The 16,268-nt window shown below is 61.4% G+C and carries 14 protein-coding genes and 1 tRNA gene; 7 read left to right on the forward strand and 8 right to left on the reverse strand.

Annotation, left to right across the window (positions count from 1 at the left end; all coding sequences use genetic code 11):
* Window positions 1-7: 7 nt before the first annotated feature.
* The 4 genes from pstA to phoR form a co-directional block, all read right to left on the reverse strand.
* Window positions 8-1,360 carry a phosphate ABC transporter permease PstA gene (pstA, locus tag AC02Y0_RS16395; protein ID WP_476379932.1) on the reverse strand — a complete coding sequence of 451 codons (1,353 nt, stop codon included), beginning with the start codon at window positions 1,358-1,360 and terminating at the stop codon, window positions 8-10.
* Window positions 1,357-2,817, reverse strand: coding sequence for a phosphate ABC transporter permease subunit PstC (gene pstC / locus AC02Y0_RS16400; RefSeq protein WP_476379933.1), 1,461 nt, complete (start codon window positions 2,815-2,817; stop codon window positions 1,357-1,359). The genes pstA and pstC overlap by 4 nt, the downstream gene beginning before the upstream one ends.
* A gap of 68 nt (window positions 2,818-2,885) precedes the next feature.
* Window positions 2,886-3,926, reverse strand: coding sequence for a substrate-binding domain-containing protein (locus AC02Y0_RS16405; RefSeq protein WP_476379935.1), 1,041 nt, complete (start codon window positions 3,924-3,926; stop codon window positions 2,886-2,888).
* A gap of 187 nt (window positions 3,927-4,113) precedes the next feature.
* Window positions 4,114-5,400 (reverse strand): phosphate regulon sensor histidine kinase PhoR, encoded by a 1,287-nt coding sequence (phoR, locus tag AC02Y0_RS16410; protein ID WP_476379936.1) that lies wholly within the window; start codon window positions 5,398-5,400, stop codon window positions 4,114-4,116.
* Window positions 5,401-5,614: 214 nt separating this feature from the next.
* Between phoR and ppk2 the strand changes: the two genes are divergently transcribed.
* A complete protein-coding gene (gene ppk2 / locus AC02Y0_RS16415) occupies window positions 5,615-6,496 on the forward strand; it encodes a polyphosphate kinase 2 (RefSeq protein WP_444559271.1) in 882 nt (293 codons plus the stop codon).
* Between the two features lie 39 nt (window positions 6,497-6,535).
* Here ppk2 and AC02Y0_RS16420 read toward each other — a convergent pair whose 3' ends face one another.
* Window positions 6,536-7,729: a hypothetical protein gene (locus tag AC02Y0_RS16420; protein WP_476379937.1), complete on the reverse strand. Its 1,194-nt coding sequence runs from the start codon at window positions 7,727-7,729 to the stop codon at window positions 6,536-6,538.
* 264 nt (window positions 7,730-7,993) lie between these two features.
* Here AC02Y0_RS16420 and AC02Y0_RS16425 point away from each other — a divergent pair, with 264 nt between their 5' ends.
* The 3 genes from AC02Y0_RS16425 to AC02Y0_RS16435 all read left to right on the forward strand — a co-directional run bounded on the left by AC02Y0_RS16425 (window position 7,994) and on the right by AC02Y0_RS16435 (window position 10,259).
* Window positions 7,994-8,953, forward strand: coding sequence for an NAD(P)H-dependent flavin oxidoreductase (locus AC02Y0_RS16425; RefSeq protein ID WP_476379939.1), 960 nt, complete (start codon window positions 7,994-7,996; stop codon window positions 8,951-8,953).
* A gap of 49 nt (window positions 8,954-9,002) precedes the next feature.
* Window positions 9,003-10,058, forward strand: a complete 1,056-nt coding sequence (locus AC02Y0_RS16430; RefSeq protein ID WP_476379941.1) for a DUF1176 domain-containing protein — start codon at window positions 9,003-9,005, stop codon at window positions 10,056-10,058.
* Between the two features lie 125 nt (window positions 10,059-10,183).
* Window positions 10,184-10,259 (forward strand) — tRNA-Thr (locus AC02Y0_RS16435).
* A 233-nt stretch (window positions 10,260-10,492) separates the two neighbouring features.
* On the opposite strand, the gene AC02Y0_RS16440 is transcribed toward AC02Y0_RS16435, so the two are convergent.
* Window positions 10,493-10,888, reverse strand: coding sequence for a PRC-barrel domain-containing protein (locus AC02Y0_RS16440; protein ID WP_444559267.1), 396 nt, complete (start codon window positions 10,886-10,888; stop codon window positions 10,493-10,495).
* A 230-nt stretch (window positions 10,889-11,118) separates the two neighbouring features.
* Here AC02Y0_RS16440 and AC02Y0_RS16445 point away from each other — a divergent pair, with 230 nt between their 5' ends.
* The 3 genes from AC02Y0_RS16445 (at window position 11,119) to AC02Y0_RS16455 (ending at window position 14,782) form a co-directional block, all read left to right on the forward strand.
* Window positions 11,119-12,825 (forward strand): long-chain-fatty-acid--CoA ligase, encoded by a 1,707-nt coding sequence (locus AC02Y0_RS16445; protein WP_476379944.1) that lies wholly within the window; start codon window positions 11,119-11,121, stop codon window positions 12,823-12,825.
* A 103-nt stretch (window positions 12,826-12,928) separates the two neighbouring features.
* Window positions 12,929-14,557, forward strand: coding sequence for a glucose-6-phosphate isomerase (gene pgi, locus AC02Y0_RS16450; RefSeq protein WP_476379946.1), 1,629 nt, complete (start codon window positions 12,929-12,931; stop codon window positions 14,555-14,557).
* A gap of 57 nt (window positions 14,558-14,614) precedes the next feature.
* Window positions 14,615-14,782, forward strand: coding sequence for a hypothetical protein (locus AC02Y0_RS16455; RefSeq protein ID WP_476379949.1), 168 nt, complete (start codon window positions 14,615-14,617; stop codon window positions 14,780-14,782).
* 93 nt (window positions 14,783-14,875) lie between these two features.
* Here the strand turns inward: AC02Y0_RS16455 and AC02Y0_RS16460 are convergent, their stop codons facing one another.
* Window positions 14,876-15,403, reverse strand: coding sequence for a hypothetical protein (locus AC02Y0_RS16460; protein ID WP_476379951.1), 528 nt, complete (start codon window positions 15,401-15,403; stop codon window positions 14,876-14,878).
* Window positions 15,404-15,455: 52 nt separating this feature from the next.
* Complete coding sequence (locus AC02Y0_RS16465; RefSeq protein ID WP_476379953.1) at window positions 15,456-16,250, reverse strand: glycosyltransferase family 25 protein; 795 nt, start codon at window positions 16,248-16,250, stop codon at window positions 15,456-15,458.
* Window positions 16,251-16,268 lie beyond the last annotated feature (18 nt).

Consider the following 16,268-nt stretch of genomic DNA (forward strand, 5'->3'; position numbering starts at 1 on the left):
CAGCTCCTTACCAGCGACGCTCGAAACGGCGACGAAGAATGATTGCGATCAGGTTCATCAGGATCAGGAACACCAGGAGGACGATGATGGCACCGGAGGCGCGCTCCACGAAGGCCGGGTCGCCACGCTGTGTCCAGTTATAAACCTGGACCGGCAGAGCTGAAGCCGGCTGGAAGAAGCCGTCCGGCGGACCTGCCGGGTATTCGCGTACGAAGGCGACCATGCCGATCAGCAGCAGGGGCGCCGTTTCACCGAGCGCGCGGGCGAGACCGATGATCGCACCCGTCAGGATGCCCGGCATGGCGAGCGGCAGGACGTGGTGGAAGATCGACTGCATCTTGGAGGCGCCGACGCCGAGGGCCGCATCGCGGATCGACGGAGGCACGGCCTTGAGTGCCGAACGGGTGGCAATGATGATCGTGGGCAGTGTCATCAGCGTCAGGACGAGACCGCCGACGATCGGCGCCGACTGCGGCAGGCCGACGAAGTTGATCAGCACGGCGAGGCCAAGGATACCGAAGACGATCGAGGGAACGGCCGCGAGATTGGCGATATTGACCTCGATCAGGTCAGTGAACCAGTTCTGCGGTGCAAACTCCTCGAGATAGATCGAGGTGGCGACACCGAGCGGCAACGCCAGCACCAGGACGATCAGCATCATGTAAGCCGAGCCGATGACCGCAATGCCGAGGCCTGCCGCCTCCGGACGCGTGTCGGATGCGTCGGGCGCGGTGAAGAAGCCCCAGTTGAATTTCGTCACCAGAATGCCGGCTTCCTTCAGCTGGTCTGCGAGGACGAGCTGTTCCGGCGAGACATTGCGATCGAGAGCAGCGCTCTCCATCGTCACGCGACCCTTGTAGTAACCATCGATACGGCCACCAGCGAGAAAGTCGAATGGATAGGTCTGGCCGATGACAGAGGGATCGGCGAGGACGAAGCGGCGAAGATCGGCGGCCGCTTCCTTCGAAATGAGCTCTGCTGCAGCCTTGGGCGTGAGACCGTCGGCAACAAGTCCCTTGTCTTCAAGAGCCTTGGCGACAGCCTGCTCGATGAGCGGCGCATAGCCAAAGGTACTGACCTTGGCGATCTCCGCTGGATCGCGGTTGCCAGCCTTGTCGAGCCTCGCCGGGTCCATGTAGACGTCGAGCGTGATGAAGGTCTGCTGGAACGACGACAAGCCGTTCGACATGATGGAGAGCAGCAGTCCGATGAGGGCAACGATCCCGAAGGTGACGGCAGCCTTGCCCCACATGCGGAAGCGGACTTCCTCCTTATTGCGACGGCGCGTGCGATCATCGACCGTCAGAATGGACTTCTTTTCCGTAGGCATGGGGGCGCCGATGGCGGTGATATCGGTCATTCGTACTGCTCCCGGTACTTGCGGACAATGTAGAGGGCTACGACGTTGAGGCCGAGCGTGATGACGAAGAGGGTAAGGCCGAGGGCGAAGGCGACCAGAGTCTCGGGGCTGGCGAACTCGGTATCCCCGGTCAGCTGGCTGACGATCTTGACCGTCACCGTGGTCATGGCCTCGAAGGGATTGATATCGAGTTTGGCAGAGGCGCCGGCGCCGAGGACCACGATCATGGTCTCACCGATGGCACGGCTTGCGGCGAGCAGGATCGCACCGACGATACCCGGAAGGGCTGCTGGCAGCACGACCTGCTTGATGGTTTCCGACTGCGTGGAACCCAGCGCGTAGGAGCCATCGCGCAGAGCCTGCGGCACGGCGTTGATGATGTCGTCCGACAGGGACGAGACGAAGGGGATGATCATCACACCCATCACGAGACCTGCGGTCAGGACGGATGAAGACGAGGTGCCGAGGCCGAGCGGCTCTGCGAAGTAGTCACGCAGGAACGGACCGACGGTCACCAGCGCGAACAGACCGTAGACGATGGTCGGGATGCCCGCCAGGACCTCGATCGCCGGCTTGACGATACCGCGGGTGTTCGGACCAGCATATTCCGACAGATACACCGCGATCATGAGACCGATCGGAACAGCGACGATCAGCGAGATGATCGAAACGTAGAAGGTACCCCAGAGCAGCGGAAGAATGCCGAGTTCGGAGCCACCACGGAACTGCGGGTTCCAGACGGTCGAGAAGAAGAACTCGCTCGCCGGATACATGGTGAAAAAGACATAGGTCTCGAAGACCAGCGATCCGACAATGCCGACCGTGGTCAGAATGGCGACCAGCGAAGAGAGCATGAGCACCGTCTTGACGAAGCTTTCGCTCAGATTGCGTGCGCGCAGTTCTGGGTTGACGCGAACATAGGCCAGCGGCAAGGCCGCAACGGCAAGCGCCAGCACAGCAATCGTCATCAGCAGATGGCCAAAGTCCGACTGGCTGCGATAGGCCTTGGCGGCTTCGAAGACTTCCACTGGAACTTCGGCACCGAGAGCCACGCCAACATCGGCGAGCCGGGCACGGACATTGCCGGCATCGAGCGCCTCGACGTCGACATCGGCACCTGCTTCTGCGGCACGCGCTTCGACGGCAGTGAGACCGTCGGCAATGCGGCGGACATCTGCCATAACGAGGCTTTGGGCGCCACCTTCAGGCACGACGCTGTCAGGAATGGTCGCACTGATGCGGCTTTCGACGATGGCAGGCTGAATGAAAAGCCAGGCCATGAGCAGCAGCAACGCCGGGACGGCAGTGACCAGAGCCACCACCTGGCCATAGTAGCCGGGCAGAGAGTGAAGCTTCGTGCCGCGCGCGGCCGAAACCGAAAGAGCCTGCCGTCGGCCGAGAACGAAGCCGAGTGCCGCAAGCACTAGTATACAGAGGACGATGATGCTCGCGTTCATGTTACCCGCCATTTCCCCAACAGAAAGAAACCGGCGGCACAAAACGTGCCGCCGGTCGCTTGATCAGATTAGTTCAGGGGCGCCATCGGCGTGCGAGCCTTGACGGCTGCCTGCGTTGCAGCCAGTTCCGGGTCGGAAACCAGGCCGTAAGCAGCAAGCGGACCATCCGGGCCAGCCATTTCGTCAGAAACGAAGAACTCTACGTATTCCTGGAGGCCAGGGATGACGTCGAGGTGTGCGTTCTTGACGTAGAAGTACAGCGGACGCGAAACCGGGTACTCGCCCTTGGCGATGGTTTCAACCGAAGGAACAACGCCGCCCATGGTGGCTACGCGCAGCTTGTCGGTGTTGTTCTGGTAGAAAGACAGGCCGAATACGCCGATGCCGTTCTTGTTGGCGTCAACGCGAGCGAGCGTCTCGGTGTAGTCGCCGTCGATGTCAACAGACGTGCCGTCGGTGCGGAGCGCCATGCAACCTTCTTCAGCCTTGTCTTCGTCGCCACCGGCGGCGGTCTTCAGGGCTTCGAACGTGCCGTTTTCTTCGCAACCAGCAACGATCACCTTGGTGTCGAACACTTCGCGGGTGCCGTGCTTGGTGCCCGGAACGAAAGCGAGGATCGGCTGAGCCGGCAGGTCGGCGCGGATTTCATTCCAGGCCTTGTAGGGGTTGTCGACCAGCTGGCCGTCCTTGAGGACCTTGGCAGCGAGAGCATTGTGCCAATCCGACGGGGTGAATGCAAATTCCGGACCAGCGATATCCGAGGCAAAGACGATGCCATCGTAACCGATGCGAACTTCCTGGATGTCGGCTACGCCGTTGGTCTTGCAGAGCTCGATGTCGGACTTGCTGATGCGCGACGAAGAGTTGGCGATGTCGATGGTGTTCTCGCCCACGCCTTCGCAGAGCTTCTTACGGCCGGCGCCAGAACCGCCCGATTCAACGACCGGAGTTCCGAAGTCGGTGTTTTCGCCGAAGGCTTCGGCAACGATAGAGGCATAAGGCAGAACCGTGGAGGAACCAGCAATCTGGATCTGGTCGCGGGCAATGGCAGCGCCGGCGAAGGCCACAGAGGCCGCCAAGGCAGCTACGGAAAGTTTCAGAGCGTTCATGATCATCTCCCAGAATGGGCTTGTGTGTCTTTGCGGCCGTCGCGGCATCTGCCAAGCGTCGGCAGGTGCGTTCTAGCGGCTCTAGGCTCACGCTTTTATGTCAGTTCAGTGAAACATTTGTGACAATTAAAACCATTGAGAAACAATGGGATGCAAAACCAGTCCGTTTGAAGATTGCGGTTTTATGTCAGAAACGGACGGTAAACTCGCTCCCGGCACCGAGCTCGGACTTCACGATCAGGCGGGCGCGGTGGCGGGTGAGGATGTGCTTGACGATTGCAAGGCCGAGACCGGTCCCTTTTTTCGACCGGCTGTCCTCGACATTGACCCGGTAGAAGCGCTCGGTGAGGCGCGGCACATGCTCCGTCGGGATGCCCGGCCCGTGGTCGCGCACGCTGACCTCCGTCGCACCGCCCGGCTCCTGCCTGAGCGACACCTCAACCACCTTGCCGTCCTGGCCATACTTGCAGGCGTTCTCGATCAGGTTTTCGAAGACCTGCACCAGTTCGTCGCGTTCGCCCATCACCTCGACCTTCGCCTCCGGCAAATCGAGCGTGATCTCCACACCCAGATCAGCGGCAAGCGGTGCGAGACTGTCGCGCACATGCCCGAGGATTGGCGCCAGCTCCACCTTCTGGTCGGGCGGCAGATGCGCCTTGAGCTCGAGCCGCGACAGCGACAGGAGATCGTCCACGAGACGGCTCATGCGGTTCGCCTGATCGAGCATGATGGCGAGGAAGCGATCCTTGGCCTTCGCATCGTCGCGGGCCGGGCCCTGCATGGTCTCGATGAAACCGCGCAGCGAAGCGAGCGGCGTGCGCAGTTCGTGGCTGGCATTGGCGACGAAGTCGCTGCGCATTCGGTCCAGGCGGCGCAGTTCGGAGATATCACGGAAGGACAGGAGGAAATAGGGCGTCGCATTCGTCTCGTCCGACAGGACGCGGGCGACGCGGACGATATAGACCCTTTCCGAGGGCAGACGTTCGGAGTGCTCGATCTGGTTGGGTGCACCCGTTTCGATCGTCTCGCGGATCATGTCGAGGATGCCGGGCGAACGCCAGCGGGTCGAGACATGCAGCCCGATCGGCGGCTCGCCGAAAACCTTATCCGCCTCGTTATTTCCGGCGATCAACTCAGCCTCTGCGTTGAGCACGAAGATCGGCATGTCGAGAGCATCAAGCGAGGCCAGGATCAGCGGCAGCGGCTCCTGGGGCAGCTCGGACGCGACCTGGACGGCCGCGATGATGGCCTGATCCGCCTCGGCCGGAAGCTGCCGGAAGACCACCAGGAGAAACAAAAGCACGAAAAGCGTGACGGCATAGCCGGTGGCAGCACCGGTTGCCCAGGCACCGAGCGCCAGCACGGCCGCAGAGAGAATGTAGACCCAAGCCGACAGAACCCGCCGAAGATCGCCGCGCCAACCCTCGCCTGTTTCGCCTGCGCCTGCGTGGTCTGCCCCGGTATCGTTTGTCATTGCGCGCCGCGCGCTCCGCTTCGTCATCATCGATGCCTGATAACCGTGATTCATGACAGAAGTTACACCACAGGGCCATTGTGCCCCCTTGCTTATCCCCGGCGGTTATCCCCGCCGCATGCATCGGCCCGAGCGGGAACCGGGAGGCTTGAACTTCATTTCGGCTTAGGCTCAAGTAGCGAAACAAGATCAGACACTGGACAGGGGGAAGATGATGGACGCGAAGACGGAAAGCCGGGCAGTCACCTTGACGGTCGGCGGCAAACAACGGGTTTACGACATCGACCTGCCGGACCTGCCGGACTGGATCGAAGACGAGGCCCTGAGATCCGGTGGCTTTCCCTATGACAAGAAGCTTTCCCAAAAGGACTATGATGCCGAGCTGACGGCGCTGCAGATCGAACTGGTGAAGGTGCAGTTCTGGATGCAGAAGACCGGCGAGCGGGTCATGGCGCTGTTCGAAGGGCGCGATGCGGCCGGCAAGGGCGGCGCGATCCATGCGACACTCTCCTATATGAACCCGCGCTCTGCCCGCGTCGTCGCGCTGACCAAGCCAACTGAAACGGAACGCGGCCAGTGGTATTTCCAGCGCTACATCTCGCATTTTCCGACGGCTGGGGAATTCGTCCTGTTCGACCGCTCCTGGTACAACCGGGCCGGTGTCGAGCCAGTCATGAACTTCTGCACCCCGGAGCAATATGAGGGCTTTCTCGAACAGGTGCCGCGCTTCGAGAAGCTGATCGACCGGGAGGGCATCCGCTTCTTCAAGTTCTGGCTGGACACCGGGCAGGAAATGCAGCTCAAGCGCTTCCACGACCGCCGGCACGATCCGCTGAAATGCTGGAAGCTGTCGCCGATGGATATCGCGGCGCTCCACAAATGGGACGACTACACGCAGAAGCGCGACCGCATGCTCCGAGAGACGCATACGGATCGTGCGCCCTGGACGGTGATCCATGCCAATGACAAGCGGCGGGCACGGGTCAATCTGATCCGCCACATGCTTCTGTCATTGGACTATGAGGGCAAGGATCTGGAAAAGATCGGCAAGCTCGACAAGAAGATCATCGGCAGCGGGCCGGACTTCCTGAAGTGAGCGAGCGGGCGCGGGAGAACACCCTGCGCCCGCTAAACTTCACTGTCCCGGCAGAATGCGGATGGCGTAAAGGTTTACGCCTCGTCCGCCGCCTGCGAGATCCGCATTGATCAAAAGCCGGCCTGGTGTCGACGGTGCCATGCCATTGTCGAAAGAGACACGGAAGAGTGCATCGAGCTTTTGCGGGTTCACCGTGAAGCGATGACGCGGGCAATCGCCCATGCGCGGGAAATCGCATTCGACCGAGATCTGGACGGGCTTGTCATCGGTGGACTGCACCGTGAGTGCGATGGTCGAGGTGCGGCCTGCCATTTCACGCAGGATCTCCGTCGGCACGGTCACTTCCACCGCACCCGCGGCATCACCGCTGCGCGACACGATCTGCGCGGCACTTCCGTCGCTTGCCGTCACGATATCGACCAGCGCATTGGCTCGTGGGCGAAGGGCGGAGACCTGCTGGGGCTCGAAAACTTCAACCCAATCATCAGAGAACCCACCACGGGCATCGATGGCCTGCGGCCCGGTCGGCGCAGCCGGAGCGGTCGCTTCCGGTGTTCCAGAGAAATCCTCCGATTCCACGCGTGGCGGCGGATTGGGAACAGACGTGTCGCGCTCCGCCTCGGACAGGAGCAGACCGGAGGAATAGACCCACCAGGCACCGATGCCGAGCGTTGCCACGAAGATCGACATGATCAGAAGGCGCGCCACAATACCTCGGCGACGACGGGGCGCCTTCAAGGGGCGCTCGGAGCGCATGTCCGGCATAGGGCCTTCATCATCGACATGGGTGTCGCGGTCGACGCGCGGAGATGCCTGGAAGTCCTCGTCGAAACCAGGTTCCCGCGCCGGTTCAGGCGCGCGGCTCGCGGGTTCGACAGACGCAAATCCCGGCTCAACGCGACCGGTGCGGCGCTCTGCCTGCGAGGACACGTCCGGCTCGGCTGCGACCGGAGCAGGTGCCACAGCCCGGGGTGATGCCACGGGCGCTAACGGCTCTGCCGGCGGATCCGGCCTCACCTCGAGGCGGGCACGCTCTTCCAGCTCGATTTCATGAATGAGCGCCTCCAGCCGACGGCGCTGGTAGTTGATTGCTTCCGGATCATCGATATTCTGCTTGCGCAGCCCGGTCTCGAGAGCCTGGCGCGCCGACTGATAGACGCGTGCGCGTGCTTCCGCATTTGTACGCTCGGAGCGCTCCAGGGCGTTTCTGATGGCCGTTTCCAATCCGCTCATTGGCCGCCATACTCCTTTTGGGGTCGCCCCAGCCACATCGTCATCATAGTTCAGATTCGGTAAACGCTCGATTTTTCCAGCACAAGCCCGGAAGATCGCTATGGAGCGCAATAAACACAGGAATGAGGCCGGACGCTTTGGCCATACAGAGGAACTGCGTCGGATCCCTCAGCCCGGCACATAGGCCAAGCACCCGCTTTCCTCGCGGCGAAGGATCTGATATTTGACGTTTGCGTAAACGTAAACTTCATGGGAGGTGAAGTCATGGCCCTGCCGTCGATCCTGAAAGACAATCTGAGGCTCCCCGTCGTCGCCTCGCCGCTCTTCATCATATCGCATCCGAAGCTGACGCTTGCCCAGTGCAAGGCCGGCATCGTCGGCTCCTTCCCGGCGCTCAATGCGCGTCCGGAAGCGCAGTTGGACGAGTGGCTCGCCGAGATCACCGAAGAGCTCTCATCCCACAACGCCAAGAACCCGGACCGGCCGGCCGCCCCCTTTGCCGTCAACCAGATCGTGCACATGTCGAACAAGCGGCTCGAACACGACCTGATGATGTGCGTCAAATACAAGGTGCCGATCGTGATTTCCTCGCTCGGCGCCGTGCCGGAGGTAAATGCCGCGGTACATTCCTATGGCGGCATCGTGCTGCATGACGTGATCAACAACCGCCACGCCAATTCGGCGATCCGCAAGGGCGCAGACGGTCTGATCGCGGTTGCCACCGGCGCCGGCGGCCATGCCGGCACGCTGTCTCCCTTCGCGCTGGTCCAGGAAATCCGCGAATGGTTCGACGGTCCGCTGCTGCTTGCCGGCGCGATCGCCAATGGCGGTGCGGTGCTTGCGGCCCAGGCGATGGGTGCTGACATGGCCTATATCGGCTCGCCCTTCATCGCGACGGAAGAGGCGCGTGCCTCTGACGAATACAAGCAGGCGATCGTCGATGCTCATGCCAATGACATTGTCTATTCCAACTACTTCACCGGCATCCATGGCAACTATCTGAAGCCGTCGATCATTGCTGCCGGCATGGATCCCGACAATCTGCCCGTGGCCGATCCCTCTAAGATGGACTTCGACAAGGCAACCACAGGCGCCAAGGCCTGGAAAGATATCTGGGGCTGCGGCCAGGGCATCGGCGCCGTCAAGGCGGTCGAGCCGGTGGCAGCCGTCGTCGACCGGCTGGAGCGCGAATATTTAGACGCAAAAAAGGCGATTTGCGGCTGAAGCCACCCCTGCTAGCGTCCCCGCAGAATCGTTTTGCGGGGACTTCGTCATGCATCTCAAACTTACTCTTTCGCTCGCTGTCATCATGGGCAGCGGAGCGCTCGCCTTTGCCGGCGACGGTGCCTTCAAGGAATTCAAGTCCTGGCAAGTCTCCTGCAGCCAGACACAAACCTGCAGCATGCGGCAATACCTGTCGGACAATCCCCTCTCCAACTTCGAACTGCAACGACGCGGCGGGCCGGAAAGCCCCGTCTCCCTCGTGTTTGCACCGAGCGAGAGCGCCATTCTGGAGACCGGCAGCCTCGAGGTCAGCATTTCGATCGATGGCGGTGCGCCGCTTCCGATCAGCGCCAAGGACGTGGCCGTCGACACCGGCAGCGGGACAGTCTCCCTGAGCGGTGACTTTATCGGCAACGGCCTGATCGATGACTTGAAGAACGGGACCACTGTTACGGTCGAGATCAAGGCCGGAACGTCCAGCCTCTCCGCCGACGTACCACTTGCGGGTGCCGCTGCCAGCCTCCTGTTCATCGACGAATATCAGAAGCGTATCGGCCATACCGATGCACTCAGCGCCAAAGGCGACAAGGCGCCCAATCCGCCGCTGCCGATCCAGGAGCTTCGCAGCATCGCGGAACTGCCGGAGGCGGTTCGAGCGCATTTCCAGGAAGGCGGAGCCTGCGCTGATACGGATCCGCTGATGTTCGACGGCAATTCGATGTCTCATAAGCTGGATGAGAACACGACCATCTATGTGACACCCTGCGGAATGAGCGGAGCGTACAACGTCCCCTTCCAGGCCTTCGTCGATTCCTTCGGCATGGTCACGACACTTGCCTTCCCGGTGATGCTGGACGGCGCGCCGAGTGCCACGGCCCAGGCTTACAACCTTGGCTATGATTACGAAGACAAAAGCTTCGCGTCATTCTTCAAGGGACGCGGGATCGGAGATTGCGGCACATTCAGCGAATGGAAGCTTTCCGAGGGCGCCATGGCACCACAGCTGGTGCTCGTCGAGGAAGCCTTCCGCGACTGCCCATCCGAAATCAGCGAAAACGAAACCATCGACCCCGCCGAATGGCCGAAGACCTGGCCGCTGAAATAGGATCTGATATCGCGCAGTGGGCGGGGAAATTTTCCACGCCCACTGAAATGCGTCTTGAAATCAGCAGGCAATCCCTGTATCAGCCCCTCACCAAACGCGGCAGGGATATTCCTTGTCCAGCGTAGGCCGCTTTAGCTCAGGTGGTAGAGCACATCATTCGTAATGATGGGGTCGCAGGTTCGAGTCCTGCAAGCGGCACCATTTTTCCAACCAAGTTTCGCGAAGCTCCCCTTCCCCCTCAGGGCTTTCTGTGCCAAGAGCGCCGTCGGGCGCGAGTGCCGTAAACTTTAGTACGGGCTCGGGCGGGTTGATTGACGTCTCTCCTGCTGCAGCGCGATTACGCTGCCGTCCACTTTCCCATTCTCTTCATCCCGCGCATGAAAAAGGGCCCCGCATTGCGAGGCCCTTCGATCATCTATGGATCACCGGAACGGTCAGATCCAGTAGGGTGGGACGCCATAGTAGTCGTAGACCGAGCGACCGTTGTTCCGGTACCAGTCTTCGCTGTCGTCCTTGTAGCGGGGCGCTGCTTCCACCTGTTCCTTTGTGAGATCGATGCGATAGCCGTCGAGGCTTTCGTCATAGGTCAGCTTTTCCCAGGGGAGCGGGTAGTAGTCGTCGCCGATGCCCCAGAAGCCGCCGAAGCTCAGGACTGCATAGGCGACGCGGCCGCCGCGCTTTTCAAGAATAATGCGCTGGATGGAGCCGATGCGCTCGCCGTCGCGGCCATAGACCGCCGTACCTTCGACTTTGTCGCTGGCAATCAGGCTTGCCGTGTCCTTGACATAGGGATCCTGGCCGCTGGTCGCTGTTCGATTTTCCTGCAACATGGGGATATCCTCCTTCTGGTTGTGGATGAAAGGGTAACGGCGAAACGCGAAGCATGGTTCCTTTCGAGACGGGGCAAAGCCCGGACAGGATTGTTGACGTTTACGTCAAGGTTAGATAGCGTTTGTGCGAGTTGCACTGTCGGCGCGGAAACGCGTAAGCTTTCGGGGACCTGAGGAGGAATCGGCCCCGAGACGGGCATGCAGACAACGAAGGTTTCGGGAGGAACATGATGACGGAAACTTTGAGCCGCCTGAGCGGCCGCGCCGCCGACAAGATCTGGGTCCAGTCTTACCCGGCTGCGGTGCCGGCCGAGATCGCGCCACATGCCCACCAGTCTCTGGGCGCCCTCTTCGAAGCGAGCTGCGCAAAATTCGCCGACCGGCTGGCTTTTTCCAGCATGGGCCGGTCCATGACCTTCCGCGAGCTTGAGCAGCAATCCCGCAAGGTCGGCGCCTGGCTGCAGTCGAAGGGGCTTGTCAAAGGTGACCGCGTTGCGGTCATGACGCCGAACATCCTGCAGAACCCGGTTGCCGTCTATGGCATCCTGCGCGCGGGCATGATCGTGGTGAACGTCAATCCGCTCTACACACCCCGCGAACTCGAGCATCAGCTCAAGGATTCGGGCGCGAAGGCGATCGTCGTTCTGGAAAACTTCGCCCACACGGTCGAGCAGGTGGTTGCGCGCACCGACGTCAAACATGTCGTGGTCTGCGCCATGGGCGACATGCTGGGGCTGAAGGGCCATATCGTCAATCTGGTCGTGCGCAAGGTAAAGAAGTTGGTGCCGGCCTGGTCGATCCCTGGCCATACGAACTTCAAGGCCATGCTCTCCGAGGGCGAAAAGCTGCAGCTGAAGCCTGTCGACGTGATCTCGAGCGACGTTGCCTTCCTGCAGTATACGGGTGGAACGACCGGCGTTTCCAAGGGCGCGACACTTACCCATGCCAATCTGCTCGCCAACAAGCAGCAGATTGCGCTTTGGCTGGAAGCAGCCTTTGCCGGCCAGTCGCGTCCGGATGTCCTCAACTTCGTCTGCGCGCTGCCGCTCTACCACATCTTCGCACTGACGGTGAATTCGCTGATGGGCGTGGCGCTCGGTGGGCATAACCTCCTGATCGCCAATCCGCGCGATATCCCGGCCTTCATCAAGGAGCTGCAGAGCTTCAAGGCGCATGTCTTCCCGGGCCTCAACACGCTGTTCAACGCGATGATGAACAACCCGGAATTCAAGAAGATCGACTTCTCCTCGCTGATGCTGGTGCTCGGCGGCGGCATGGCGATCCAGCGGCCGGTGGCCGAACGCTGGCTGGAGATGACGGGTCGTCCGATCACCGAGGGTTACGGCCTGTCGGAGACGTCGCCGGTTGCCACCGTCAATCGTCTCGATGCGCGTGAATTCTCCGGCATGATCGGCCTGCCGCTGCCTTCCACCGACATCGAGATTCGCGACGAGGACGGCAATACACTGCCGATCGGTGACGTGGGCGAGATCTGCATCCGCGGACCGCAGGTCATGGCCGGCTACTGGCAGCGCCCGGAAGAGACGGCGAAGGTCATGAGCGAGGATAGCTTCTTCCGCTCGGGCGACATGGGCCTGATGGACGAACGCGGCTATGTTAAGATCGTCGATCGCAAGAAGGACATGATCCTCGTCTCCGGCTTCAACGTCTATCCGAACGAGATCGAGGAAGTGGCCGTGATGCATGCGGGCGTGCTGGAATGCGCGGCCGTCGGCGTGCCGGACGAGCATTCGGGCGAAGCGGTGAAGCTCTTCGTCGTCAAGAAGGACGAGAACCTCACCATCGACGAGCTGAAGGCCCATTGCGCCGCCAACCTCACCAATTACAAGCGGCCGCGCTATATCGAGTTCCGCACCGAGCTGCCGAAAACCAATGTCGGCAAGATCCTGCGGCGCGAGTTGCGAGACGGAAAATAAATCGATTTAAATTTGGGGAGGCTTCGGCCTCCCCTTCGTCTTGATCCCGTCTCAACTCGCTAATAAGGTCCCCGGCATTCATCGTCGAACCAGGGACATTCCGATGCAATCCATCATCGACACGCTGACGAGCACGGTCGCGGCCACCCATGCCGAAGACCTGCGCGCATCCTTTGCCGCCGATCCGCAGCGCTTCAGCCGCTTTTCCGCCTCGCTCGACGACCTGCTGATGGATTATTCCAAATGCGCCGTGAATGACGAGGTTCTCGACCAGCTCGAGCAGCTCATCACGGTCGCAGGTGTTGCCGAGAAGCGTGACGAAATGTTCTCGGGCGCACCGATCAACTTCACCGAAGGCCGCGCCGTTCTCCACACAGCCTTGCGCAACCGCTCGAACCGCCCTGTCATGGTGGATGGCCGCGACGTCATGCCTGACGTGAACGGCGTGCTCGACGCCATGGGCGCCTTTGCCGACGGGATCCGCTCCGGCGAGATGAAGGGCGCCACGGGCAAGGCAATCACCGATGTCGTCAATATCGGTATCGGCGGTTCGGATCTTGGCCCCGTCATGGCAACGCTTGCGCTCGCCCCCTTCCATGACGGCCCGCGGCTGCATTTCGTCTCCAATATCGACGGCGCCCATATTGCCGACACGCTGAAGACGCTTGTCCCCGAGACCACCCTCTTCATCGTCGCATCGAAGACCTTCACCACCATCGAGACGATGACGAACGCCCAGACGGCGCGCGGCTTCATCGCAAATGCGCTCGGGGAAGCTGCCGTCGGCCACCATTTCTGCGCCGTCTCCACAGCACTCGACAAGGTCGCGGCCTTCGGCATTGATCCCACCCGCGTCTTCGGCTTCTGGGATTGGGTAGGCGGTCGCTATTCTATCTGGTCGGCGATCGGCCTGCCGCTGATGATCGCGATCGGGCCTGACAATTTCGGCGACTTCCTTGCCGGCGGCCACGCGATGGACGAGCATTTCCGCAATGCCCCCTTCCGCCAGAACCTGCCGATGCTGCTCGGTGCGCTCGGCGTCTATCACCGCAATGTCCTGAACTATGCGACGCGGGCGATCCTGCCCTATGACCAGCGCCTGTCGCGCTTCCCGGCTTATCTGCAGCAACTCGATATGGAATCGAACGGCAAGAGCGTGACGATCGACGGCAAGCCGGTCCAGGGTGCGTCCGGTCCCGTCGTCTGGGGCGAACCGGGCACCAATGGCCAGCACGCCTTTTACCAGCTCATCCACCAGGGCACGAGCGTCATCCCGGCCGAGTTCCTGATCGCCGCCAACGGCTTCGAGCCGGAGTTGCGCCACCAGCACGAATTGCTGGTCGCCAATTGCCTGGCACAGTCGGAAGCGCTGATGAAAGGCCGCACACTTGCCGAAGCCAAGAGCCAGCTGACCGCCAAGGGCGTTGCCGACGAAGAGGCCGATTTCCTCGCCCCGCACCGCGTCTTCTCCGGCAACCGCCCGTCGATCACCTTCGTCTACGAGCAGCTGACCCCCTTTACGCTGGGACGCTTGATCGCGCTCTACGAACACCGCGTCTTCGTCGAAGGCGTGATCTTCCGCATCAACTCCTTCGACCAGTGGGGCGTGGAGCTCGGCAAGGAGCTTGCGACGGGCCTATTGCCGGTGGTGCAGGGCAAGGTCGCGGCCACGGGGCACGACAGCTCGACGGTTGGGCTGGTCTCGGCGCTGGCGGAGCGGCGCCAGGGGTAAATTGGGAATTGAACTGGGCTGAGGACAACGCAATCCAGACTGCGGAGTAAGCGGCCCGTGCACGATGACCAACTGACCATCACCGAGGCTCAAGCCCGCTCCCTGATCGCGGCTCAGTTTCCGCGGTTTCGGGGCCAGGAAATCCGTGGGCTTGAGACCGCTGGCACGGTCAATGCGATCTTCCGGATTGGCGAGAGATATGCGGCCCGCTTTCCCGTCGGCTGACATGGCCTACCGACGATAGGTCGTCACAGAAAAGTCCCGCTCGGCGTCGGATATCTGTCTGAAAATCGGCTGCCCAGAATTCTGCTTGATGCCTCACCGGCTTGCCAGCATCTTGTCCAGCGCATCCTGTAACCTGTCGACGGACGCATCGTCGAAATGAGACTGGTAGAACTCGATGCCCTGCCGCGCCTTCTCGGTGAAATCGATGCGGGAGGTATCGGTCGCCAAATCCGCCTGCTCGCCGGTGACCGCAGAGATCTTCAGGGTCATGCCGAGAAAGGCTGAGCTTTCGTCAAACGTCATCTCGCCGTCGCGCAGTTGTCCATTCATCCAGTCGAACAGTTCCTGCCGGGTCATGCTGGTGAAATCGAGCGCGTCATCTTCGGCACCGCTATCGACGGGTTCACTCGTGTCAGCCGTGTGCCCGGACAGGATAGCCTCGAACTGCTGATCATCGACGCGAGACCCTGCAACGTTGCGCGACCCCGAAAACAGATAGCTGGACCCGTATCGACCTTCATGATTGCCTTCCCTTTTGCTTGGAGCAAATTGGCAATCGTGTCTTGCGTAAGGCTGTAACGACACTAAGGAGCAGCAGAGAACCTCGCGGTCGCAGCACAATGGCACGCGGCCTTCTTGGAACGGCTGATCGAACGCCCGCCGTAAAGCGGGTTCACCCCGGCGTCGTTTCCGGCGAAAACCGTTGCCACTCTATCTCCGGCTCGCGGCGCTTCGACCTGCCCGCAGCCTGCAGCAGCGAGATACCGCGTCGCAGTTCGATTTCCATCTTCAGGGCAAAGTTCCGCGCCTTGCTTGACGGGCGAAAGACGCGGGGCTCGGCGGACCTGACAAAGGCTGGCGTCTCCGGTGCGTCCGGCAGGAAGCGCATCTGCACCACCTGGGCCGGCTCGATCATCTGGCCCTGCAGCCACGGGCGCTGCCAGAGATAGGAATCGATCAGGCGGTAGTGCAGTGTTTCCGACAGCATGCGCGCTGCAGCCTCCGGGCCGATGACATAGCCTGCCAGACCGATGCGGTTGCGGTAGATGCGGCTCGCGCTCAATCCGCCGCTCGCATCGTGCCAGGTTCGGCGCTCGGCGATGATGTGCGGTTCCGGCGTGAATTCCAGGTGGTAGACGTGACGCCAGTCCCGGTGCTGTTGCTCTATAACCGCCAGTGCGGAGGCGATCGTATCGGCAAGAACAGCGTCATCCTCCAATACCAGGCCGAGAGCCTTGTCCTCGACAATCTGGCTCCATGCCTTCCGATGCGAGTGGAAGCAGGCGACATCCTGCGGCAGCGTCGCTCCCGGCCAGGTCTGCGCGGCCTCCAGGCATGACGCGTCGGTCAGATCCGTCGCTTCGACGGCGTCGACGAAGGAAAACGGCAGGCCGAGCCGCTGAATCTGTGCGGCCTGAAAGGTGCGCCGGCTTTCGGCGCCAATCCTGCTGATGATCCTGATCTTCAAGCGTGCTGGCCTTCGAGA

This window comes from Allorhizobium sp. nf9_anc, assembly GCF_056323085.1.